The 21,675-nt window shown below is 68.9% G+C and carries 18 protein-coding genes; 7 read left to right on the top strand and 11 right to left on the bottom strand.

The window, feature by feature from the left end; translation table 11 throughout:
* Window positions 1-45 precede the first annotated feature (45 nt).
* From H7F49_RS07990 to H7F49_RS07975, 4 genes are read left to right on the top strand one after another with little or no spacing between them, the layout of a single operon-like run.
* A complete protein-coding gene (locus tag H7F49_RS07990) occupies window positions 46-1,116 on the top strand; it encodes an acyl-CoA dehydrogenase family protein (RefSeq protein WP_185683053.1) in 1,071 nt (356 codons plus the stop codon).
* On the top strand, window positions 1,113-2,285 hold the full coding sequence (locus H7F49_RS07985; protein ID WP_185683052.1) for an acyl-CoA dehydrogenase family protein: 1,173 nt from the start codon (window positions 1,113-1,115) through the stop codon (window positions 2,283-2,285). The genes H7F49_RS07990 and H7F49_RS07985 overlap by 4 nt, the downstream gene beginning before the upstream one ends.
* A 51-nt stretch (window positions 2,286-2,336) precedes the next feature.
* On the top strand, window positions 2,337-2,873 hold the full coding sequence (locus H7F49_RS07980) for an Lrp/AsnC family transcriptional regulator (RefSeq protein ID WP_235982010.1): 537 nt from the start codon (window positions 2,337-2,339) through the stop codon (window positions 2,871-2,873).
* Window positions 2,873-3,427 carry an Lrp/AsnC family transcriptional regulator gene (locus H7F49_RS07975; protein WP_185683051.1) on the top strand — a complete coding sequence of 185 codons (555 nt, stop codon included), beginning with the start codon at window positions 2,873-2,875 and terminating at the stop codon, window positions 3,425-3,427. Before H7F49_RS07980 ends, H7F49_RS07975 begins: the two co-directional genes overlap by 1 nt.
* 110 nt (window positions 3,428-3,537) lie before the next feature.
* Here the strand turns inward: H7F49_RS07975 and H7F49_RS07970 are convergent, their stop codons facing one another.
* From H7F49_RS07970 to H7F49_RS07950, 5 genes are all read right to left on the bottom strand, one after another.
* Window positions 3,538-5,262, bottom strand: a complete 1,725-nt coding sequence (locus H7F49_RS07970) for a TonB-dependent receptor domain-containing protein (protein ID WP_185683050.1) — start codon at window positions 5,260-5,262, stop codon at window positions 3,538-3,540.
* Window positions 5,263-5,306: 44 nt separating this feature from the next.
* On the bottom strand, window positions 5,307-5,702 hold the full coding sequence (locus H7F49_RS07965; RefSeq protein WP_185683049.1) for a nuclear transport factor 2 family protein: 396 nt from the start codon (window positions 5,700-5,702) through the stop codon (window positions 5,307-5,309).
* A complete protein-coding gene (locus tag H7F49_RS07960; protein ID WP_185683090.1) occupies window positions 5,699-6,796 on the bottom strand; it encodes a cobalamin-independent methionine synthase II family protein in 1,098 nt (365 codons plus the stop codon). Before H7F49_RS07960 ends, H7F49_RS07965 begins: the two co-directional genes overlap by 4 nt.
* Before the next feature lie 67 nt (window positions 6,797-6,863).
* Complete coding sequence (gene desA, locus H7F49_RS07955; protein WP_185683048.1) at window positions 6,864-8,261, bottom strand: syringate O-demethylase; 1,398 nt, start codon at window positions 8,259-8,261, stop codon at window positions 6,864-6,866.
* Window positions 8,245-9,003, bottom strand: coding sequence for an alpha/beta fold hydrolase (locus tag H7F49_RS07950; protein WP_185683089.1), 759 nt, complete (start codon window positions 9,001-9,003; stop codon window positions 8,245-8,247). Before H7F49_RS07950 ends, desA begins: the two co-directional genes overlap by 17 nt.
* Before the next feature lie 240 nt (window positions 9,004-9,243).
* Between H7F49_RS07950 and H7F49_RS07945 the strand changes: the two genes are divergently transcribed.
* The gene (locus H7F49_RS07945; RefSeq protein ID WP_185683047.1) at window positions 9,244-9,975 is read left to right on the top strand and encodes an IclR family transcriptional regulator; all 732 of its coding nucleotides are present in this window, start codon (window positions 9,244-9,246) and stop codon (window positions 9,973-9,975) included.
* A 30-nt stretch (window positions 9,976-10,005) separates the two neighbouring features.
* Here the strand turns inward: H7F49_RS07945 and H7F49_RS07940 are convergent, their stop codons facing one another.
* From H7F49_RS07940 to H7F49_RS07930, 3 genes are all read right to left on the bottom strand, one after another.
* Window positions 10,006-11,091: a glycosyltransferase family 4 protein gene (locus H7F49_RS07940; RefSeq protein ID WP_185683046.1), complete on the bottom strand. Its 1,086-nt coding sequence runs from the start codon at window positions 11,089-11,091 to the stop codon at window positions 10,006-10,008.
* On the bottom strand, window positions 11,088-11,969 hold the full coding sequence (locus tag H7F49_RS07935) for a UDP-2,3-diacylglucosamine diphosphatase (protein ID WP_185683045.1): 882 nt from the start codon (window positions 11,967-11,969) through the stop codon (window positions 11,088-11,090). The genes H7F49_RS07940 and H7F49_RS07935 overlap by 4 nt, the downstream gene beginning before the upstream one ends.
* A 133-nt stretch (window positions 11,970-12,102) precedes the next feature.
* Window positions 12,103-12,831, bottom strand: a complete 729-nt coding sequence (locus H7F49_RS07930; protein ID WP_185683044.1) for a ParA family protein — start codon at window positions 12,829-12,831, stop codon at window positions 12,103-12,105.
* A gap of 329 nt (window positions 12,832-13,160) precedes the next feature.
* Here H7F49_RS07930 and H7F49_RS07925 point away from each other — a divergent pair, with 329 nt between their 5' ends.
* A complete protein-coding gene (locus H7F49_RS07925; RefSeq protein WP_185683043.1) occupies window positions 13,161-15,386 on the top strand; it encodes a TonB-dependent receptor in 2,226 nt (741 codons plus the stop codon).
* A 69-nt stretch (window positions 15,387-15,455) separates the two neighbouring features.
* On the opposite strand, the gene H7F49_RS07920 is transcribed toward H7F49_RS07925, so the two are convergent.
* Window positions 15,456-16,817, bottom strand: a complete 1,362-nt coding sequence (locus tag H7F49_RS07920; RefSeq protein ID WP_235982009.1) for a M20/M25/M40 family metallo-hydrolase — start codon at window positions 16,815-16,817, stop codon at window positions 15,456-15,458.
* A gap of 140 nt (window positions 16,818-16,957) precedes the next feature.
* Window positions 16,958-18,760: a tannase/feruloyl esterase family alpha/beta hydrolase gene (locus tag H7F49_RS07915; protein ID WP_185683042.1), complete on the bottom strand. Its 1,803-nt coding sequence runs from the start codon at window positions 18,758-18,760 to the stop codon at window positions 16,958-16,960.
* A gap of 129 nt (window positions 18,761-18,889) precedes the next feature.
* On the opposite strand from H7F49_RS07915, the gene H7F49_RS07910 reads away from it, so the two are divergent.
* Window positions 18,890-19,315, top strand: a complete 426-nt coding sequence (locus tag H7F49_RS07910; RefSeq protein WP_185683041.1) for a MarR family winged helix-turn-helix transcriptional regulator — start codon at window positions 18,890-18,892, stop codon at window positions 19,313-19,315.
* Between the two features lie 58 nt (window positions 19,316-19,373).
* Here H7F49_RS07910 and H7F49_RS07905 read toward each other — a convergent pair whose 3' ends face one another.
* Entirely contained in the window at window positions 19,374-21,635 is a 2,262-nt protein-coding gene (locus H7F49_RS07905; RefSeq protein ID WP_185683040.1) for a TonB-dependent receptor, read from the bottom strand.
* Window positions 21,636-21,675: the final 40 nt, after the last annotated feature.

Below are 21,675 nucleotides of genomic sequence, written 5' to 3'. Positions count from 1 at the left end.
CCGCCCCCACTCCCCATCCCCCTCGCACCGAGGATCGACCATCCCATGGAATTCGCCCTTTCAGACGAACAGCAGATGATCGCGGAAACCGCACGGGCGTTCTTTGCCGAGAACGCGACCAGCGCGCGGACCCGCGCCGCCATGGCCGCCAGCGGACCCGACGCCGGGATCGACCGCGCGCTGTGGCAGGCCTTCTGCACCGAGCTTGGCCTGTCGGGGATCGGGATTGCCGAGGAGGCCGGGGGCGCCGGGCTGGGCTTCGTCGAGCTGGCGCTGGTGGCCGAGGCGGCCGGAGCGCAGGTCGCGGCCCTGCCGATGCTGGGCAGCCTGGCCCTGGCCGCCCAGGCGATCGCCGCCGGAGGCACCGCGGCCCAGCGCGCCGACGTGCTGCCGGGCCTGCTTTCGGGCGAGATCATCGCCGGTTACGTGCACGATGCGGGCCTGAAGGCCGAGGACAACCGGCTGACCGGTCGTGACGCCTTCGTGGCCCATGGCGCCGCGGCCGGCCTGTTCGTGGTGACGTCCAACCAGGGTGCCTGGCTGGTCCGGGCCGATGCGCCGGGGCTGACGGTCATCCCGCAGACCACCATGGACCAGACCCGTCCGATGGCCCGCGTCACGCTCGACGGGGTCGTGGGCGAGCCGCTGGCCGATGCCGCCGCCGCCATGGCCCGGGCGCAGGCCTGCGGCTGGATCACGCTGGCCGCCGAAGCGCTTGGCGGGGCGCAGGCCGCGCTCGACCGGACCGTCGCCTATGCCAGGGAGCGGGTCCAGTTCGGCCGGCCGATCGGCAGCTTCCAGGCGTACAAGCACCGCCTGGCAGACCTGGTGATCGAGATCGAGCAGGCACGGTCCGCGGTGTGGTGGGCGGCCTGCGCCGTCGACGAGGGCGCCGAGGATGCCGCGCTGGCGCTGCACGCCGCCAAGTCCTTCGCCGCCGACACCTATTTCCTGTGCGCCGGCAACATGATCCAGCTTCACGGCGGGATCGGCTTCACCTGGGAGCATGACGCCCACCTGTTCTTCAAGCGCGCCCGCGCGATCCAGACCGCCCTGGGCCAGGGCTCGTGGCATCGAGAGCAGGTCGCCACCCTCATTCTTGGAGATGCCGCATGAAGCTCGGCTTTTCGCCCGCCGAAGAACAGTTCCGCGCCGAATGCGCCGACTGGCTGAACGGCCAGATGGCCGGCGAGTTCAAGGACATCAAGGGCATCACCCAGCTCACCGCCATGCCCGAACGGCGCAAGGAGTGGGAACAGCAGCTCGCGGCGCATCGCTGGTCGTGCATCGGCTGGCCCGAGGAGTGGGGCGGCCGCAATGCCACCCTGGCGCAGCAGGTGATCTTTGCCGAGGAATATGCCCGCGCCGGGGTGCCGGGACGCATCAACCACATCGGCATCGAGCTGGCCGGGCCGACCATCCTGACCTTCGGCACCGACGCGCAGAAGCGCCGCTTCCTGCCCGATATCGCCGCGGGCAAGACCATTTTCTGCCAGGGCTTCTCCGAACCCGGCGCGGGGAGCGATCTCGCCAGCGTCCGGACCAAGGGCCGGGTCGAAGGCGACGAATGGGTGGTCAACGGCCAGAAGATCTGGACCAGCCTGGCCCACATCTCGGACTGGATCTTCGTGGTGACCCGCACCGAGGAGGGATCACAGGGTCCCAAGGGCCTGTCCTTCCTGATGATGCCGATCGACCAGCCCGGGATCGAGATCCGCCCGATCCGCCAGATCAACGGCGATGCCGAATTCAACGAGACCTTCTTCACCGACGCGCGCTGCCCGGTCGACAGCCTGATCGGTGCGCCGGGGGAAGGGTGGAAGATCGCCATGGGCCTGCTCGCCTTCGAGCGCGGCGTCTCGACGCTGGGCCAGCAGATGGGCTTCCGCAACGAGCTGGACGAGATCATCGCCGCGGCCAAGGCCAACGGCGCCGCGCGCGATCCGCTGATCCGCCAGCGTCTCGCCAAGGCCGAGATCGGCCTCAGGCTGATGCGCTATGGCGCGCTGCGCATGCTGTCGAACAGCGACCATTCGAAGATCGACGGGGCGGCGCTGACTTACAAGATCCAGTGGGCCAGCTGGCGGCGCAACCTGGGCGAGCTGGCGATGGACGTGCTGGGCCAGGCCGGCGAGGTGGCGGCCGGGGACCATTACGAGTGGGACACCCTGCCGAACCTGTTCCTGTTCAGCCGTTCGGACACGATTTATGGCGGCACCAACCAGATCCAGCGCAACCTGATCGCCGAACGCGGGCTGGGCCTGCCCCGCGAGCCGCGCGGCTGAGCCGGGCCGTGGTGCTTGCCTGCCCGATCGGCTTGGCCTAGCGGGACAGGGATGGAGCACGGGCTGGACATGCTCGACAAGGCGCTGGTGGCGGCGACCGGCGGGGATCGTCCGCCGCGGCGGACCCGCGGGCAGGCGCTGGACGCGATCGACCGGCGGATCATCGCTGCGCTGCAGCGCGATGGCCGGGCCCAGAGCACCGCGATCGGCGAGGAGCTGGGGCTGTCGGGCAATCTGGTGGCCAACCGCATCCGCGCCATGGATGCCGCCGGGCTGATGCGGGTCGTCGCGGTGGCCGACTACCGCGTCCATGGCTATCGCCTGCTGGCCCGGATCCGCCTGACCGTGTCGGGCCGCTCGCCGCGCGAGGTGGCCGAGGAGCTGGCGGCGCGGGCCGACGTGCTGTCGGTCCACCTCACCTCCGGCCGGTTCGCGGTCAGTTGCCTGCACGCCTTCACCACGGCCCGCGACATGATCGAGGCCGCCCGCGACGTCTCGGCCGGGATCCGCGGGGTGCAGGATGTGGATGTCGAACTGGTCAACACCGTCTATCGCTACAGCCCGTCGGTCGGGCCGCTGGAGGCCTGATGCCTGACGATCTGCCACCCGTTGTCGCGCCCGACCTGCTCGACCGCCAGATCGCGGCGATGCTGGCCCAGGACGCCCGGCTCAGCTTTCGCAAGATCGCCGCCGACCTGGGCGTGACCGAAGGGACCGTGCGCGGGCGGGTCAAGCGGCTGCAAGCCGGCGGGCTGCTCAAGCTGACCCCGATCGTCGACATGTTCCGCGCCGGGCTGGCCGATGGCGGCGGGCAGATCATGGTCTTCGTCACCGTGACCTGCGCCAGTGGCCGGCTCGACGAGGTGCGCGACCGCCTGCTCGACCTGCCGCTGGTCCGCGCGCTGTACGATGCGAACGCCGCGCACCGGCTGGTCGCGGTCTGCCTGCTGGCCACCGTGGCCGAAGCGGCCGAGGTGACCAACCAGATCCTCGCTCTCGACGGCATCCGCGAGGCCGAAAGCGAGATCGTGCTGCAGACGGTCAAGTACAACGCCGCGATCGGGCCGATCGCCACGTTGGAGGACTTTGCCCCGGCCGCGACCGAGACGGCCCGCCGCTCGACAGCGGCCTCCTCCGAATAGGTGGCCCGGACCAGATCGGACCATGGCTCTCGCCCCTGCAGGACGGGCTCTAAAGGAACCCGCCTCGGGCCGTCCTGCCCCGACCGCTGAAGCACGGCGCGAGCGTCGGGTCAGATGTCGGCGACCAACTGGACCAGCAACAGCCTGGGATTGATGTAGGTGAAGCCTCCGCTGGCTGACACATTCCAGGCGTAGGCGTTCAAGGCGTTCTGCAGCTGGAGGCGCAGCATGATCGGCTTGTCGTGCACCGCGAAGCGGTAGCGTGCGCCCAGGTTCAGCGTGGTGCGTCCCGGTGCGAACAGGGTGTTGGGGATGTTGGCGGTCCGCGCCGACAGGCTCTCCGCCGCCAGGTCGAGCGAGAGCGGTCCCTTGCCCTGCTGCATCCGCCAGTCGATGTTGAGCACCGATCGGCGGCGGGCCTGGCCAACCGGTCGCGGGCCGATCTGACTGAGCGAGGCCGGGTCGCCGCCGATGCGCGAATCCATCAGGAGCGTGCCGGCGACCGCCACCAGCCCCGGGGTTAGCTGGCCCGTCAGGGAAAGCTCGATCCCCCGGTTGCTGAGGCTGCCGATCTCGCGATAGCGGAACGCCGGATCCAGATTGTAGTAGGGCTTGCTGATGCGGAAGGCCGTGGCGACGAGGCCCAGTTGCTTGCTCAGCGTGAAACGGGCCCCGGCTTCGATCTGGCTGGTGCGGATGGCTGGCGGAGCCTCCGCGCGATTGGTCGCCACGTCGGGCGCGATCAAGGCCTCCTCCTGCCCGCGCGTATAGCCGCCGAACAGCGTCAGGCCGCGCACCGGGACCGCCCAGGCCGAGATGTTGCCGATCAGCGGGCGGTCGCGCACACGGATGTCGGGACTCGTCGGGGCCGAGAAATCGATGGTCTTGGAGTAGTCGGTGCGGGACAGCGCAAAATCCAGCCCGGCCTTGCCACGCAGGGTGCCGCTGTACGCGAAACCATAGGTGCGCTGGCGCACCACGTCATGGTCGAGCGCGGTGGTCACGATCGCCGGGGCGGGGCGCGGGTCGGGATTGATCGCCGAGCTGGGGCCCAGCGCGATGCGCTGGCCTCCGCCAAACCAGCGCTCCTTGTTGCGCCCGCGCAGGCTGAGCACGAACGAGTGGTTGATCCGGCCGGTTGCCCAGTCGCGAACCAGGCGGAGTTCGCCGGACAAGGCCTTGTCGCGGTTGTCGCGCGCGGCCACGATGATGCGGTTGGCGGTGCTGCCGCTGGCCGTCACCCCGGTCAGGTTATCCGAGAAGTTCCAGAGCAGGATGCGCGCCGAGTTGAACAGGCCGGCTTCGATCCGCAGCGACCCGATCTGCCACTTGCCGGCGAACCCCACGAGATTGCCGTCGGTCTCGCGCCCGGTCCAGGGCTGTCCGAGGAACAGGCCCCTGCGGACACGCGGGGGCAGTGCGGTGCCGGCCGGAAACAGGGTCGCCCGCGCCTCCTCGCTGCGGGTGAAGTTGGCGCCGCCGAACAGCAGCAGCTCGGCACCGGGAGCCGGCCGCAGCAGCAGGGTGCCCGCAATCCCGCGGCCGCGGTGGCTGCCACCTTCGGGACGGCGCGCCTCGCGGAAGCCGAAGCCGAGAAACAGACCGCCGCTTTTGCTGGCAAAGGGCAGGGAGAGTTCCAGGTTCCCCCCGGGGCCCGGACTGACCGGAGACGCGGTGTCGAGCTGCAGGCTCAGGCCGGTTTCCGAGCCGACCTGGTTGATGTCGAAATCGACCAGCCCGGTCGGGGCCGGGAACGGAAAGCGCTGCGCGGCGATGCCGACCCGGATCGTGTTGCCATCGACCAGCCGCGGCGGCACCCGGTCGACGATGTCCACGTAAAGCCCCCGCAGCCGCACATTTCCGGCGTCGACCCCGGCGTTCAGGGACTGAAGGTCATCGTTCCGCGCCGCTCGCTGAACCGCCAGCCCGCCGTCGTGCGGATGAAGCGATCGTGAAACCAGCCGACCGCGGGCGGAGTAGTCCCGGTGTAGAGCACCATCGCGCTCGTGCCGCGGGCGTGATCGGCATCTTCGACATCGATCACCACGTTGCTGCAGACATGCCGCGTAAGGCGCGGGGGACGGGCGCGGAAGGCGGCGAGGATGGCCGTGTGCCCACGGATCTCGATATCCGGGGCTGACGGGCGGGTCATGATCCCGTCCTCGGCGTAAAGCGCAGCCAGATCCGCCCAGTGCGCAGCGTCGTTGAGGTTGGCATAGAGCGCGACGAGACGCGCGCAGTCCCACTCGATCGCCCGGCGTTCGTCGGGGCTCACAGCCGGGCCCCGGCGATGTCGGCACCCGCGCGCAGGGCCTTGAGCTTCTTCTCGGTGACCAGCGGATCGATCTTGCCGTAACCGGCGAAAGTGCCGAAGCCGCAGTCGGTGCTGCCGATGACACGGTCGGCCCCGACGATCCCGGCGAACCGCTCGATCCGCTGGGCGATCAGCTCGGGATGTTCGACATAGTTCGAACAGGTGTCGATCACCCCGGGGGCGAGCACCTTGGTGTCGGGCACCTCGGCATCGCGCCAGACGGTCCATTCGTGTTCGTGGCGCGGGTTCGCGGCCTCGAACAGGACCGTGCCGGGTCGCGCCTTGAGCACGATGTCGATCACCCGTTCGAGCGGGATATCATGATCGTGGGGACCTTCGTAATTGCCCCAGCACACGTGCATCCGCATCCGCTCGGGCGGAATGTTCGCGGTGGCGGCGTTGAGCGCCTCGACGTTCGCGGCGGCGACCTTCAGGAACTCGGCCTCGCTGAGATCCTGGTAGCCGGTGTGCCGCGACATGGCGAGGTCGGGACAGTCGAGCTGGAGATCGAACCCGGCTGCGACGATCGTCTCGTACTCCTCGCGCATGGCATCGGCGAGATCGGCGAGATAGGCCTCGTGGCTGGGATAGTACCGGTTCACCTGGAAGGCGGTGATCAAGCCCGGCGAAGCGGCATTCATGAACCCCCGTGCGCCGCCGCCATGGGTATCGAGCGCGGCGCGGAACCGGCGGATGTCATCGTGCAGCGGGGCCAGCGTGACCAGCCGCACCGGCCCGACGCAGGAGGCGCGGACGAACTCCTGGCTGCCCATGATCGTCGCCAGCTTGCGGCTGAGCTCCGGCACTTCGGCGAGATCGGCCGCAGGCTTGCGGTCGACATGACCGCCGAACCCGGAAAGGCGCTCGATCATGTAGGTCGAATAACCGACCTTGCCCATCTCGCCGTCGCTGACAATGTCGACCCCGCAGCCGGCCTGGAAGGCGACGGAGCGGTTGACCGCGGCGGTCACCACGCGATCGAACTCCTCCGCATCGAACGGTTTGCCGCCGTCGCGGGCGAGCAGCAGCGCGGTCAATTCGGGGCCGCGCGGCATGCTGCCGACGTGGGTGGTGGCGATGGGCGTCAAGTCCGCTCTCCTGTGCTGGTCTGGGTCCGATCCCTCAGCCGCGCTTCGTCCGCCAGCCGTCGGCATAGCTGTCGCGCGCCACCTCGGAATAGGGCACGGGCGAGACGACTGCCTTGATCTCGGTCTGCACGTGGCGCTCGACCGTCGGCTTGGAGGTGCCGCCGTCGGGTTCGCCCCACAGCAGGCTGACCTCGGTCCCCGGTTCGGCCACGCTCTCGTCGACCATGGCGAGGGCGAGGAACCGTCCGGCATTGACGGTGTAGCCGATCCAGGTGGAGAGGCCGACCGTCCGCCCGTCCTGCAGCACCGCGTCATAGGGGTGCATGGCATAGACCGCGCTGGGAAACTCCAGGAACTTGGCCTTGTCGCCGGTCTGCAGCATCGAGCTCATCACCCGGACAATGTCCGCATTGTCGAGCGCCAGGGTGACCTTGCGGCGGTGCGGCCGGTCCTTCATCGCCTCGAGCGCCTCGCGCCCGACGAAGTCGTGATCGAACTTGACCATGTGGCCATAGCCGAGGTCCCACGGCGTCAGGTAATAGTCCTCGATCCGGTCCGACACGAAACTCCCGCCGATCGAGCACATCCCGGCATAGGCATTGGCGGGCAACCACTCGCGGAAGGCTCTGGTGCCGTCACCGGTGTAGACCGCCGGGAGGGGCGAGGGGATCCACCCGGATTCGAGCGTGTTCGAGCTGTAGGTTCGCCCGCCGCTGAGCCTGAGGCCGAAGTCCTGCCCCGCTGCGATCAGCGCGTCGCGCACCATGTGGTAGTCGGCCCAGGGACCGAACAGCTCATAGCCCGGCTGCCCCGCCATGCCGTGCCGCAGCGCGCGCACCTGCGCACCGGCGATGGCCACCGTGGTCATGTGGAAGAACTTGAGGTCGGGCGGGGTCTGGCCCATCGCCCGCTCGAGCACGGCCATGGCGTTGGGGCCCTGCAACTGGAAACGGTAATTGCGACGATGGCCCTGCTGGTCGAGCGGGCGGGCGGCGGTGCGCTCGTCGCGCTCCACCCGCACGTCCCACCGCCCGGTCGAGGCCCAGTACTCGACCCATTCGATGGTCGGCGCGCGGCCGACCAGCTCGAAGGTGTTCTCGGCCAGGTAGAACAGGATCACGTCGCCGATCACATAGCCTTCCGGGGTGACCGGGGCGAACTGCTTGGCGCGGTCGGGGACGAAGCCCTTGAAGCTGTTCGGGGCAAGCCAGGCCAGCATGTCGAAGGCACCGGGCCCGGTGACCAGCAGATCGACCATGTGGAAGCTCTGGTTGAACAGGATCGCGGTCTCTGCCCAGGCGCGCTGTTCGTCACGCCAGTTGGTGTATTCGGCCGGCACGCCCGGATAGACGTTCGGCCCGACCTGCTGGTTGCGCAGGAAATCGACGATGCTGGTCTGGGCATTCAGCTTAAGCTCAAGCGAGGCGGTCACGGTGATCTCCTGGGGCAGGACATGGGGAGCCGGTGGCGGGGTGGGCCAGCCATTCGGCGAGGACGGCAACAAAGGCTTCGGGCGCCTCGGCGGGCAGCATGTGGCCGGCCCCCGCGATCACGCGCAGGACCGCGCCGGGAATGGCCGCTGCGATCGCCTCGTGCTGGGCGGGCGGCGACCAGCGGTCCTCCGCGCCGACGATCACGAAGGTCGGGCAACCGATTCCGGGCAGGACCGCCAGCGCATCGGGGCGGGACAGCAGGGCCGTGACCTGCGCCGCGTAGATGTCGAGGCCCGCGGCGATGCACATCGCGCGCAAGGCCGCGACGAGCTCGGGCCGCTCCCGCGAGCGGTCCGCCAGCATCGGCGGCAGCCAACTGTCGACCAGCGCTGCCATGCCGTGCTCCCGGCCCAGCGCGCCCAGCGCATGGCGATTGTCCACCTCGCCGGGGGCCACCGGATGGACTCCGGTATCGACCAGGGCCAGGCGTTCGACCCGCTCCGGCGCCCGGCGCACGATCTCCAGGGCAACCCGCGCCCCCATCGAATGGCCGAGCAGGCTGACCCGCCCGGGCAGGCGCGACAGGGCATAGTCCGCCATCGCCGCGATCGTGCTCGCCCCGCCGTAGAAGCCATCGATCACCCCGGCCTGCGGCAGGCGCGCGATCGCGTCCCCGAACATGCGGGAATCGCACAGCAGGCCGGGCAGGATCGCCACGGGAGGCATGGGGTGTGATGACATCGCATCCATGAAACATTCACCTATACGAAACAAACCGGTCTTGCTAGGATCAATCGGTCAGCCCTTCGTCGAGCCCCGCCCCGCATGTTCGGATCATCGCGCTGCAATGCCACGCCCGGCTTTGCTGGAGCGATAGCCGTCCCGACGGGGTCGGACGGATCGCTCCAGCTTCTTGTTTTGGCGCGCTTTCCGAATCACCGGATGATTCCATCCGGTTCGAAAACGCTCTAGGCTGGCGCCATGACGAGTGTTTCCGCCCGGTCGCCGCAGGTCAAATCCGCGATGCGCACGCTCGACATCATCGAATTCGTGGTCGGCCGGACGGAACCGGTCCAGGCGCAGGAGGTGGCGACCGCGCTCGGCATTCCGATGAGCAGCATGTCCTACCTTCTGAGCACCTTGTGCGACCGGGACTACCTGGTGCGGGACGGACGCCGCTACAGCCCCGGCCCGGGGCTGCTCCGCCTGCGCACGCCGGAAACCGCCCTGTCGCTGGAAGCCCGCCTTGCCCCCATGATCCGCGCCGTGCGGACCGAGCTGGACGAGACCGTGTCCCTGTTCGGCCTGGACGGCTGGGAGGCGCGGGTGCTCGTCACCGAGGCGAGCGGCCAGTCGCTGCGCTATGCGATCGAGCCCGGTGCCCGTCGGCCGCTCCATGCCCTCGCCGGGGGCAAGGCCCTGCTCTCGCTGCTGCCGGACGACGCCCTGGCGCGCTACTTCCGCGAAAGCGCGCGGGACAGGTTCACCACACACACCCTGGTCGACGAAGCCGACCTGCGCGCCGAGATCGACCGGGTGCGGACCAGCGGCTTTGCCGAGGCGCGCGAGGAGAGCCAGTCCGGGATCTGCAGTCTGGCACGCCCCATCGCGCTGCCGGGCCAGCCGATCTGCGCGGTCAGCATCGCCGTGCCTGCGGTCCGCTATACCGACCGGCTGCGGGCCCAGGCCCAGGCGCTGCTGCGGCACTGGTGAGCCCGTCGCACCCGGCCCGCATGATCGCGGTCAGGCCGGCTCGAGCGCGCTGATCGCGGAGTCGGACGGAACCTTGCTCCCCGTCGCCCCGGACAAAGCGGACAGGAACTGGTCGGTCGCCGCTTGCCAGGTGTACCGCCGCGCGAAGACGGCGGCGGCTTTCCGGTCGCAACCCAGGGCGCGGCCGATCGCGGTCGACAGATCCGGGTCCAGGCAGCCGATCCGGGCGGGAAAGTCGCCATCCGGGCCATAGCCCTTGAGCCCGATGATGTCGCTTGGCCCGGTGACCGGGAAGGCCGCCACGGGCAGACCGCAAGCCAGGGCCTCGATCATCACCAGGCCGAAGGTGTCGGTCAGGCTGGGAAAGACGAACAGGTCGGCCGCGCGATAGGCACTGGCCAGGTCCTCCCCCTCCAGGGTGCCGAGGAAATGGACCCCGGGATAGCGCGCCCTCATCATGGCCAGGTCGGGCCCGTCACCCACGACCACCTTGCTGCCGGGCAGGTCGAGCGCGAGGAAGGCGTCGAGGTTCTTCTCCGGGGCCACGCGTCCGACGTTGAGCAGGATGGGCCGGGGCAGGTCGGCCAGAGCAGGATGGCGGGACCCGTCGGGCCGGAACAGCCAGTGGTCGATGCCGCGCGTCCAGCGATGGGTCCGCGCAATCCCCCGCGCGTTGAGCTCGGCCTCGAGGCTGGGGGTGGCGACCAGCACGGCGCGGCTGTCACGATGGAACCGCCGCAGCAGTGGCCAGAACCGTTCCACCGACAGCCCGGTGCGGACCGCCGCATATTCGGGGAAGCGGGTATGGAACGCCGTGGTGAAGGGCACGCCCTGGGCCAGGCACCAGCTTCGCGCCGCCCAGCCGATCGGCCCCTCGGTGGGGATATGGACAATGTCCGGGGCGAAGGCGTGCAGCAGCTTCCGGGCGGTGAAGCGCGGCGCGACCGCCAGGTCGATCGACGCATAGCCGGGCATCGGCACGGTCAGGAACCGGGCGGGCGTGATCAGTTCGACCTCGTGACCGCGCAGGTCCAGCTCGGCCACGGTCGCGGCCAGCGTGCGCACCACACCGTTGACCTGCGGCAGCCAGGCATCGGTGGCGATCGCGATCCTCATGCCACCTGCTCCACGGCTTCGGCAAAGGCCACGGAGGCCGATGGATCATCCTTCCATTCCACGATCGAGATGGCGCCGGCGAAGTCCTCCACCAGGGCGGTGCAGCTTTCCACCCAATCGCCGTCGTTGAAATAGGTGATGTCGCCGATCTGGCGGATCTCGGCGCAATGGATGTGCCCGCAGACGATCCCGTCGAAGCCGCGCGTCCGGCCTTCGTTGGCCAGAGCCTGCTCGTAATTGCAGACGAACTGGACGGCGTTCTTGACCTTCTTCTTCATGTAGGCCGAGAGCGACCAGTACGGCATGCCCATCCGCTTGCGGACGGCATTGACCACGATGTTGGCGCGCAGCAGCAGGGCGTAGGCCTTGTCGCCCAGGAAGGCGAGCCAGCGGGCATAGAGCACCACGCCGTCGAAGGCGTCGCCATGGGTGACCAGCAGCCGGCGACCGTCGGCGGTGCGGTGGACCGCCTCCGTCGCCAGCTCGACGCCGCCGAAGCTGAACCCGGCGAAATCGCGCAGCACCTCATCGTGATTGCCGATGATCAGGGTCACCTGGGTGCCGCGATGGGCCATCTTGAGGATCCGGCGCACCACCTCGTTGTGGGCATCGGGCCAGAACCAGGCCTTGCGCAGGCTCCAGCCGTCGATGATGTCGCCGACCAGATAGAGGTGCTCGGTCTCGATCGCGCGGAGGAAGTCGACCAGCATGTCGGCCTGGCAGCCGCGTGTGCCGAGGTGGACGTCCGAGATCCACACCGCCCGGTACCGCCGCTTGGGCCGGAAGCTGCGGGGCTCGGGCAGGTTGAGCCATTCGGGCACCCGGGCCGCGGGATCGCGCCGGGCGGGCAGGGTGTTTCTGTCGAGGTCGGTGATCATTGGCCGAGTCCCAGATGCTGTGCCTGGTGGTCTCCTGCCAGAGGGGAATGTCGGCGCGATGACGACTTGAAGACAGTTCCGTGAATGGACTGACTGGCCCCCGCGCCCGCGCCGCGCGTGTCTTGACGGCGGCTCAGCCCTGCAGCTTGCGCTCGATCCCGGCCCACAAGGCCCGCACCGCATCGGCCGCCGGGGAGCGCGGGGCGAAGGCGCCGACCGGCTTGCCCTGCACGCCCATCTGCTCGACCACGCTGGCCATCGGCACCACCGGCCAGTCGGGTTCGGCGGCATGGGCCTGCAGGTGGAGCTTGCGGCGGGCATCGTACATCGCGAAGACCGGCAGGACCGGCGCATGCCGGCCGTGATGGCGGCGCAGGTCATCCAGCACGTCGTCCAGCGCGCGGCGCGCCAGCGGGGATGCAGTCAGCGGCACGATCACCACATCCGCGGCCCGGATGATCTGGTCGCTCAAGGCGTTGACGACCGGAGGACAGTCCAGGATCACGCGATCGTACCATTCGGCCAGCGAGCCGGTCAGCCGGGCGAGCCGCTTGCGCTTGCCGAGCCGGTCAAGCAAGCGGTCGATCCCGCGCAGGCTCGGGTCGGCGGGCAGGACGTCAAGGCTGGGCCAGGCGGTTGGCACGATCCCGTGGCGATCGAGCGTGCTCTCCTCGAACAGGGCCGCGGCCCGGGCGTCGCGCCGACGCTCGACCCCCAGCAGGAACCCCCCGCCGCCCTGCGGGTCGAGGTCCCACAACAGGGTGCGCCGGGCCGACACGCAGGCCGAGGCCCAGGCCAGATTGGCGGCGAGGGTGCTCTTCCCCACCCCGCCCTTGCAACTGTAGCAGGCGACGACCTTCATCGATCGGGACCAAAGCGCGTCATGCCCGGATGCTGCCTTGGCCGGGCCGGCGCGGCAAGCCCGCCCTGCTCGATGCCCCGGTGTGGCACAGTGGCGGGGTGGCTGATTCCGGGCGATGCCACCCGTTTTCACGATAGCGCGAAAAATTCCGTTTTGAGATACGCAAACATGGACTCATGTCCAGATATGTGAAAAATATGCGTGAAAGAATCCCGCAAATCATGCGCTAAATGGGGGGTGGTATGGGCAACGGCGGCAATTCCGGCGGGAGGCATCAGCGGCGTGGAGCTGGTCAGCGGTTGGTTGTGCCGCGTTGGGGGATTTCGGCCATGGCTGTGCTGGCAGCCCTGCCGGCCAGCGCTCAGGACAGGGGTAGCTATGCCTCCGCGGGGGCGGACCGCGCCGACGAGATCGTCGTTACCGCCCGCAGGACCGCTGAGCGTCTGCAGGACGTGCCGATCGCGGTGACGGCCCTCTCCGGGCGGGCGCTCGAGGCGAGGGGCATCGGTTCGGTCACCGAACTGCAGCAGGTCGCGCCCAATCTTCAGTTCACTCCAGGAACCGGCGGCAACAGCGGGGCGATCGCCCCGTTCATTCGCGGTGTCGGTGAGAACGACTTCATCATCACCGCCGATCCCGCCGTGGGCACCTACTTTGATGGGGTCTATGTCGCCCGGACATTCGGCGCTCCCGCGGAGTTGCTCGACGTCGAGCGCGTGGAGGTGCTGCGCGGACCGCAGGGATCGTTGTTCGGCAAGAACACCGTGGGTGGCGCGATCAGCGTGGTGACAAGGTTGCCGGGCGCCGCGCGCGAGGTTGAGGGTGACCTGCGTTACGGATCGTACAACGATGTGCGCCTGCGCGCCCGGTTGGCGGTTCCGCTGGGCGAGGGGCTGTCGCTGGGGCTGTCAGGTCTGGGGCAGTGGGGTGACGGCTGGCAGAAGGTGCCCTCCGGCAGGAACCTGGGGAACCGGAACGTGGTGACCGGACGCGGGGTGCTGCGCTACGTCTCGGGACCCTTCGAGGCCGTCGCGGAGGTCGACGGATTGCGGCGTCGCCAGAACTCGGCGGCCCATTCGTTGCTGGCGTTCAGCCCGACGTTCTTCTCGTTCCTGCAGTCCACCTTCATCGCGCCATGCTGCACCGTCCCGGACAGAATCGACCGCACCGACACGTCGCCCCAGTTCAACCGCGACCATGCCGATGCCGTCAATTCGTCGCTGACGCTGAGCTATGACCTGGGCGGTGCCAGGCTGAAATCGATCAGCGCCTACCGCTGGGTCCACGCCCAGTTCGGCCGCGATGGCGACGCCTCGTCGAAGGTGAACTATGCTGGCGATTTCCATAACGAGCGGGCCAGGCAGTTCAGCCAGGAACTGCAGCTCAGCACCCCGCTGCTTGGGCGGGGCAACCTTCTGCTGGGGGCCTACTATTTTCGCGAGAGCAGCATCGATCTCACACACCTGACGGTTGCCGACGGCCTGTTCAAGGCGCCCGGGTTCGCGGCCTTCTCCAGCGGGGTACTGGGCATTCCCCCGGCCTTCCTCGATTTCAACCTCGATTTCGACAACCGGCAGACCAACACCAACCTTGCGGTGTTCGGCAATGCCTCGGTCCCGCTGGGCTCCGCCGTCACGCTTGAGCTTGGTGGGCGCTACACGCACGAGAAGAAGTCGTTCTTCCAGGCTGCCAATCGGGTCGACAGCAACACTCCGCTGCTGTTCGGGACCCCGTCCTATACCCTGGCGCGAAGCTGGGACGCCTTCACGCCGCGGGTGTCGCTGAGCTATCGCTTGCGTCCCGACATCCTGGCCTATGCTTCCTGGTCCCAAGGGTTCCGAAGCGGTGGGTTCAATGGTCGCCCGACCTCGCTCGAGGAAATCGGATCGTACAATCCGGAACGCCTCGACGCTTTCGAGGTCGGCCTGAAGAGCCAGCTCGGCAGCGCCGTCACTCTCAATCTGGCGGCTTTCCGCAACCAGTACCGTGACCAACAGCTGCTGATCAGCACCGTCAGCAAGTCCACCGGGCTGATCGTGGTCAGGACCGAGAACGTCGGACGGTCCCGGATCCAGGGCCTTGAGGTCGAGGCTGTCGTGAGGGTATCGCCGCGCTTTCGTATCGATGCCGCGCTCGGCCTGCTCGATGCGAAGTACCAGAACTATGTCTCGGTCATCGCCGGGGTGCCGACCGACGTCAGCAGCCGCACGCCCAAGCAGTCGCCTGACCTCACCGGCGCCCTCGGCCTGTCCTATACCTTGCCGCTGGGCCGTGATCTGGAGGCGATCTTCCGGGCCGATGCCTCCTATCGGTCGAAGAACTTCACCGACGTCGAGAACACGGCCGAGCTGTCGGCTCCCGATCATGCGATCGTTAACCTGAGCACGACGATCCGCCTGCCGGGCCAAGGACTCGCCCTGCGTCTCGCCGTGGACAACCTGACCAACCGACGGATCATCGTTGCCGGTTATGATGCGCGCAGTTCGTTCGGCTTCCTTGAAGGATACTTCAACGAACCCCGCCGCTTCTGGGTGACTTTGAGCTATCGGAACTAACTGCGGCCAACCATGCATGGTGGGTTGTCGCTGCGGCCGGATCGGTCGCAGCGACACCGCCAGCGACGGTCAGTCGGCCGAGGCCAGGATGGTCCCCAGCGCCACGGCCATGCCTTGCACGGCCTCGTCCCGGCTCACGTCGATCCACTCGCCCAGCGTGTGCTCGCCGCCGCCCCTTCCGCCCGTGCCGATGGCAATGGCCGGGATCCCCAGGCTCATCGGCACATTGGCGTCGGTGGACTGGGCGATGAAGGCCGGCTGGAGCCCCATCAGCACGGCCATGTCATGGGCATTCCGCGCCAGGGGGCTCGATGGCGGAGTGGTTCCGGCCGGACGGTCGCCGATCGTCTCGAAGCTGACGGTGATCCGGCCCATGGCCGTGGATCGCGCGGCGTTCTCCTCGTCCACCGCGGCTTGCGCGATGTCATGCAGCGCGCGGTCGATCCGCGCGATCTCCGCGGGCGCGGCCGACCGGATATCGATCTCGACATAGGCCTTGGCCGGGATGGCATTGACCGAGGTGCCGCCGCCGATGACGCTGGCCGAGAAGGTTGTCCTGGGCTCGGCGGGAACCGGAACGGCATAGAGGCCGCTCACCGTGCGGGCGAGGGCGGCGACCGGATTGACGATCCCGAACTTCTCGAAGCTGTGCCCGCCCGGGCCCGCGAAGGTCAGGCGAAACCGGCGCGAGCCCACCCCGGTGGTGGTGATGCGGGCCGCGCCGCTGCCATCGATGGTGATGAACCCCGCCGCGTTCCTGGCAGCCGGATGGCTGGCGAACAGATGGCGCATGCCGCGCAGGTCCCCGGCCCCTTCTTCCCCGACATTGCCGACGAAGACCACGTCCCGCCGGGTCCTGATCCGCGCCCGGTCCATGGCGCGGACCAGGGCCAGCAACTGGGCCAGGCCGCGCGTGTCGTCGCCGATCCCCGGCGCCATCAGGCGGGTGCCCTCCCGCCTGACCCTGACGTCGGTCCCCTCCGGAAAGACCGTGTCGAGGTGGGCGGCGACGATCAGCGGCGGCAGCGACGGGTCCCGTCCGGGACGGCGGGCCACGACATTGCCCAGACTGTCCATGGCCACATCGGCCAGGCCGCTGGCCTTCAGCATGGCGGCAAAGGCCCGGGCCCGGGCCTCCTCCTTGAAGGGCGGGGCGGGAATCTCGGTCAGCGTGATGATCTCGGCGACGAACCGTTCGTGGTCATCCGCCAGGGCCTGCCGAGCGGCCTTGAACGGAGCGCTGCCGACCAGCCGGGCCAGTGCGCCAGTCCCGGGCTGCTGCTCGGCCGGCTTCTCGGGCCCCTTCTCGGGCCCCTTCTCGGGTTGCGCCCGGGCGGGCCCTGCCCCGGCGCAGGCCGCGAACAGGGCGAGCGCGGCCAGCGCGCCGCGGCGCGGCATTGTCTGGATCGGCAACAGGGTCTGGATCGGCAACAGGTCCTCCCGGCACAAAGACGGACGCCCGGTGCCCGGCCCGGGCCGCGTCCCACGGTCGGTCACGGCTACCAAGTCCGCATCGCCCTGAACAGGGCTCCGATGGTCCCGACGTGCCCGCCGACGCCCGGGGGCCGTATTCAGGGCACCTTGCAGCGGAACGATCCGGCCTCTTCGCGGTCCGGTCCGATGCGGCGCGGCTGCTGCGGATAGGGGCACAGCAGGCGCGAGCGACCGGGCCAGGGGGTGTCGGGACCGGCGGTCGCGGTGATCGCCCCCGGCGCCCGGCCCCGTTCGCGCCAGGCGACCAGTTGCGCAAAGATGTCGAAGCGCGTCGTGGCCGGACCGCCCCCGCCATGATTCATCCCGGGTACGGCATAGAACCGGATGAACCGCCCGGCCCGGCCCCGTTCGCGGCGATCCACCGCCTTGAGCCAGCGCAGCGAGTCGAGGATCGAGAAGACCGGATCGCTGACCCCGTGGAACAGGATGATCTTGCCGCCGCGCCGGGTGAAGGCCGACAGGTCGGTCGCATCGGCGTGCATGAAGTCGGCCGCGGATTCCCCGAGTTCGCCCCACTTTTGATGAGCATCGGCGAAGGCCTGGTCGATGTCGGCGGTCAGGGCATAGCGGCTCAGCGATGTCACGTCGGCCGCCACCTCCAGCGGTGGCGAACGGAACACCGCGGAATTGCTCGGCGCGCCCAGGCGGATCAGGGCGCCGTTGTTGGCGGTTGCGGCATAGTCGCCCATCTTCCACATGCGCCAGCCCTGCGAGACGCCCGCCGCGGTCGCGGCGCCGATCCCGGCATCCCAGGCCCAGTCGGAATAGATGGCCCGGCCATCGCGGGTCCGGGCCCCGCCGAACACCTTGCGCAGCGCCGCCACCTGCATCGGCAGCAGGCATTGCGCGGTCTTGTCGGCCGGCCGGCCGCCCGGGCAGGTCACATGGGCCAGGGCCGGCACGACGCGGGCGGTGGTGCAGGCGGGAAAGGCCTCGATCATGCCGTCGCGGGTGCCGTCGAGGCCATCGCAGGCGCTGAGGATGGCCTGCTGGGCCAGGACGATGTCGGCATCGCTCATCGCGCGGTTGATCAGCGGCAGACCGTCGTTGCCCACTTCGCCCCGGGCCTTGGCCACGGCGGCGAAGGCCTGGCCGTCCCACAACTGCGCGATCGAGGCATGGGCCAGGTGGAAGCCGGGATAGCCGATCAGCGCCGCATCGAAGTCGCGCGGGAAGCGCTGCACGGCCATCATCGCCTCCTGCCCCCCTTTCGACCCCCCGACGAAGTAGGTGTACGTGGTCGCGCGACCGTAGAAGGCCCGGATCAGGGCCTTGCCCGTCCGCACCACAGGCCCGATGAACCCGCCGCCATAATTGTGGCGGGCGATGGCATCGTGACCGAACGTGGCGATGCCCTGCCGCCGGGGATCGTTGTTGACGGCATTGTCGTGCCCGGAATCGGACGAGATCACGGCATAGCCGCCATTCAGCGCGGTCACCCCGGGCTGGCCGAACAGGGCACCCTGGGCGTCTCCCACCATGCCGTTGGTGCCCCCGCCGCCCTGGAACACGAAGCGGCCGTTCCACTCGCGCGGTAGCCGCAGGTGAAAGCGGATCGCATAGGGCTGGCCATTGGCGCCCGTGCGCTGCTGCAGCTGGCCCAGGATCTCGCAATGGGCGGGCATCGCGGCGACCGGCATGGGCGGGCGTCCGTCGCTGGCGGCCGGGGCCGGCGCGGCCGGCGTCGCCTCGCGCAGGGCCGCGGCCGTGATCACGGTCGATGGGTCGGGCAGGGCGGCCCGGGCCAGATCGGGGCAGGCAATCGGGTTGGACGGCGTGGTAGCCGTGGCGGCGACCGCCGGGGTGGCGACGATCGGGGCGGCAACGGTGGTCAGGATCCATGCCGCGCCAGCCAGCCCGAACCGTTCAAGATGCTGCATCGATTGATCCTTTCGCCTTTGTGTCTGAACGACTTACGTTTGTGTTATACTCTATAACGACTGGACAACCCAGCCCGCTCGCGCCATCGCTGCTGGCACCGCAACCGCCGGACCCAGCGAAGGTCGCCGATGAAGAACCCGCTCCAGTCCTATCCCGGCTATCTGTTGCGCCGGGCCGCGATCAGCCGTCTCGCCGAGCTCGAGAAACGGATCGAGCCGCTTGGCCTGTCGGTCACCGAAGCCTCGATCCTGGCCCTGGTCGAACACAACCCCGGGATCTCGCAGGCCGAGTGTGGCCGGCTGCTGTCGATCCAGCGGCCCAACCTCAATCCGATCATGCGCCGGCTGGTCGAACGCGGGCTGGTCGTGCCGAGCCCGGGTCCGGGGCGGGTCCAGCACCTTGCGCTGAGCCCGGAGGGCAGGGACCTGACCCTGCGCGCCATCGCCGAGTTCGAGGCGCACGAGCAGCGGATTTTCGACGCCGTCCCGGCCCATCTGCGCGACGAGCTGGTCCCGCTGCTGATCGCGCTCTGGGCGCCGGAACCGGGCCCCTGACGGCACTGCCGCCCCATGGGGGCCGGATCGGGTGGCGTTCCCGACCCGGCCTGCCGCATCAGAACCGGGTGATGACCCGCACCCCGTATTCGCGCGGGGCACCGTACAGCTCGTTCTTGCCGTTCTGCCCGGCCACGTAGAACTTGTTGGCCAGGTTGGTGGCATAGCCCTCGACCTTCCAGTTGTCCTTCTCGAACGTCACGCTGGCCTGGAGCAGGCCGCGCGCCCGGATCAGGTCGGTCGAGGCCTGGTAGGTCGGATAGGCCCACTGCGCCCCGATGTAGGCATAGGCCACGCGCGGGGTCAGCGCGATGCCGTTGCCAAGCTCGTGGCGATAGGCCGCCGCCACGTTCCAGGTCCACTTCGGGCTGTAGAGGTTCGGGCCGCCCGAGCTGGTGGCATAGGTGTAGTTGAAGCAGGTCGGCCCGTTGGCCACGCCGGTCGCACACTGCGGCAGGCTGACGCCGGCGGGAATGGCCCACTTGTTGATCAGCCGCAGGGCGCTGACGCTGGAATCCACGAAGGACAGGCCGCCGTCGAGCGAGAACCCGCCGGCCCGCGCCTGGACGCTTGCTTCGAAGCCCTTGATGTTCGAGTTGGCGAGGTTGGTGACGCCGCTCTGCCCGGACAGCGGATTGACCACGTCCATCTGGAAATTGTTGTAGGTCATGTAGAACACGCCCACCTGGGTGCGCAGGTGGCGGTCCAGCAGCGTGCCCTTCCAGCCGGCCTCGTAATCCCACACGGTTTCGGGCGCGAAGGTCCCGCCGGGCGGGTTGATCCCGCCGTTCTTGTAGCCGCGCGCGGCGAAGACATAGAACAGGTTGTTCTCGTCCGGCTTGTAGTTGAGCGCCAGCTTGCCGGTCATCCGGCCGTCGCGCTCGGTCCCGGTCTGGGGCACCAGCACGGTGGCGCCCACCGGCGGCGTGGCGAGGATCTGCTCCAGGGTCGATCCGGCGGCGGCGCGATAGACCGCGCCCGAGCCCTCGACATGGAAGTGCGAGTAGCGCAGGCCGAAGTCGATCGAGAAGCGGCTGTCGAGCTGGTAGGTCGCCTGGCCGAACACGCCGAGCAGGGTCTTGTCGGTGACCGGCTGGGGCAGGGTGGTAAAGGCCCCGTTGGTCGAGCTCCAGTTGTGCAGGTCGATCTTGTTGTGCTGGTAATAGCCGCCCAGCACGTACTTGAAGCGCCCGGCATCGGGCGAAATGATGTTGATCTCCTGGCTCAGCACGCGTTCGCGCACGTTGTTGGCGCCGGCCGTCTGGTTGAGCGTCGAGTTGCTGCGGTTCAGCGCGGTCGCGTCGGATTCGTTCAGCGTCGACAGGCGCTTGTTCTGCCAGGCCGAGACCGAGCGCAGGGTAAGGCCGCCGGCGAATTCGTACTTGGCCTCGAGCACGCTGGCGAAGGCGCGTTCGTGGTTGGCCACCGGCGAATCGTAATTGACGGTCCACGGCGTGTTCGTCCGCCCGGCGACGTAGGGGTTGTTGGTCGTGGTCGTCGCGATCGGCTGGAGGGCGAAGCCGCCGGTCTGGCGATCGACCACCTCGATCTTGAGGTTGGCCTGGAACCCGCCCGACTGGAACAGCGCCTGGATGCGGCCATCGCGTTCGCGCAGCCGCTCGGGCCGGTTCCTGGCCGGGCCGGTGTCGGTGAACCAGGGATCGTGATCGTTGAACAGCCCGGCCACGCGGATCGCGAAGCTTTCGCCCAGCGGCACGTTGAGCGCGGCGTTCAGGCCGACATTGTTGAAGTTGCCATAGTTCGCCATGGCATAGCCGCCCACCTTGCCGAGCTGGGGGCGCTGCGTGGTGAGATAGACCGCGCCGCCGGTCGAGTTCGCGCCCGACAGCGTGCCCTGCGGCCCGCGCAGCACCTCGGCGCCGGCCATGTCGTAGAACTGCCCGTTGGACACGATCGGCGGCTGGAACACGCCGTCGATGTAGGTGGCAACGCCATTGGTCACCTGGGGCGATCCGGAAGCCAGGCCGATGCCGCGGATGTTGAACGAATCGGTGATGCCGGACCGCGAGATCGTAAGCCCGGGCGTCGCGGTCTGCAGATCGATGGCGCGCATGACCCGGCGATCGATCAGCGTGTCACCCGACAGGGCGGTGACCGCGATGTTGACGTTCTGGACGTTCTCGCGCCGGCGCTGGGCGGTCACGACGATGTCCGACCCGTCCTTGCTCGGCTCGGCCGCCGCAGCTTCGGCGGCGTCGGCTTCGGCGGCTTCAACGGCGCGGGCCGGGGCGGCCCCCAGCACCGTGGTGAGCAGCAGCGCGGCAATCTGCGCGCGGGTCCGGTGGCTGCGATTCGACATATCCCTCTCTCCTCGTGTCCTCTGCGGGGCTGACTGACGT

Origin of the sequence: Novosphingobium aerophilum (assembly GCF_014230305.1) — a bacterium.
GTDB classification, from domain to species: Bacteria; Pseudomonadota; Alphaproteobacteria; order Sphingomonadales; family Sphingomonadaceae; genus Novosphingobium; species Novosphingobium aerophilum.
The sequence above is the reverse complement of the archived record's forward strand: the minus strand, read 5'-3'. Positions and strand labels throughout refer to the sequence as shown.

What these genes read in the sequence shown, in the direction of transcription:
- H7F49_RS07950 (WP_185683089.1), bottom strand. Translation starts at nt 9,003, where the DNA reads ATGTCATCACACCCCATGCCTCCCGTGGCGATCCTGCCCGGCCTGCTG.
- H7F49_RS07935 (WP_185683045.1), bottom strand. Translation starts at nt 11,969, where the DNA reads ATGATCACCGACCTCGACAGAAACACCCTGCCCGCCCGGCGCGATCCC.
- H7F49_RS07985 (WP_185683052.1), top strand. Translation starts at nt 1,113, where the DNA reads ATGAAGCTCGGCTTTTCGCCCGCCGAAGAACAGTTCCGCGCCGAATGC.
- H7F49_RS07915 (WP_185683042.1), bottom strand. Translation starts at nt 18,760, where the DNA reads ATGCAGCATCTTGAACGGTTCGGGCTGGCTGGCGCGGCATGGATCCTG.
- H7F49_RS07960 (WP_185683090.1), bottom strand. Translation starts at nt 6,796, where the DNA reads ATGCCGCGCGGCCCCGAATTGACCGCGCTGCTGCTCGCCCGCGACGGC.
- H7F49_RS07910 (WP_185683041.1), top strand. Translation starts at nt 18,890, where the DNA reads ATGAAGAACCCGCTCCAGTCCTATCCCGGCTATCTGTTGCGCCGGGCC.
- H7F49_RS07980 (WP_235982010.1), top strand. Translation starts at nt 2,337, where the DNA reads ATGGAGCACGGGCTGGACATGCTCGACAAGGCGCTGGTGGCGGCGACC.
- H7F49_RS07975 (WP_185683051.1), top strand. Translation starts at nt 2,873, where the DNA reads ATGCCTGACGATCTGCCACCCGTTGTCGCGCCCGACCTGCTCGACCGC.
- H7F49_RS07930 (WP_185683044.1), bottom strand. Translation starts at nt 12,831, where the DNA reads ATGAAGGTCGTCGCCTGCTACAGTTGCAAGGGCGGGGTGGGGAAGAGC.
- H7F49_RS07925 (WP_185683043.1), top strand. Translation starts at nt 13,161, where the DNA reads ATGGCTGTGCTGGCAGCCCTGCCGGCCAGCGCTCAGGACAGGGGTAGC.
- H7F49_RS07945 (WP_185683047.1), top strand. Translation starts at nt 9,244, where the DNA reads ATGACGAGTGTTTCCGCCCGGTCGCCGCAGGTCAAATCCGCGATGCGC.
- H7F49_RS07990 (WP_185683053.1), top strand. Translation starts at nt 46, where the DNA reads ATGGAATTCGCCCTTTCAGACGAACAGCAGATGATCGCGGAAACCGCA.
- H7F49_RS07940 (WP_185683046.1), bottom strand. Translation starts at nt 11,091, where the DNA reads ATGAGGATCGCGATCGCCACCGATGCCTGGCTGCCGCAGGTCAACGGT.
- H7F49_RS07905 (WP_185683040.1), bottom strand. Translation starts at nt 21,635, where the DNA reads ATGTCGAATCGCAGCCACCGGACCCGCGCGCAGATTGCCGCGCTGCTG.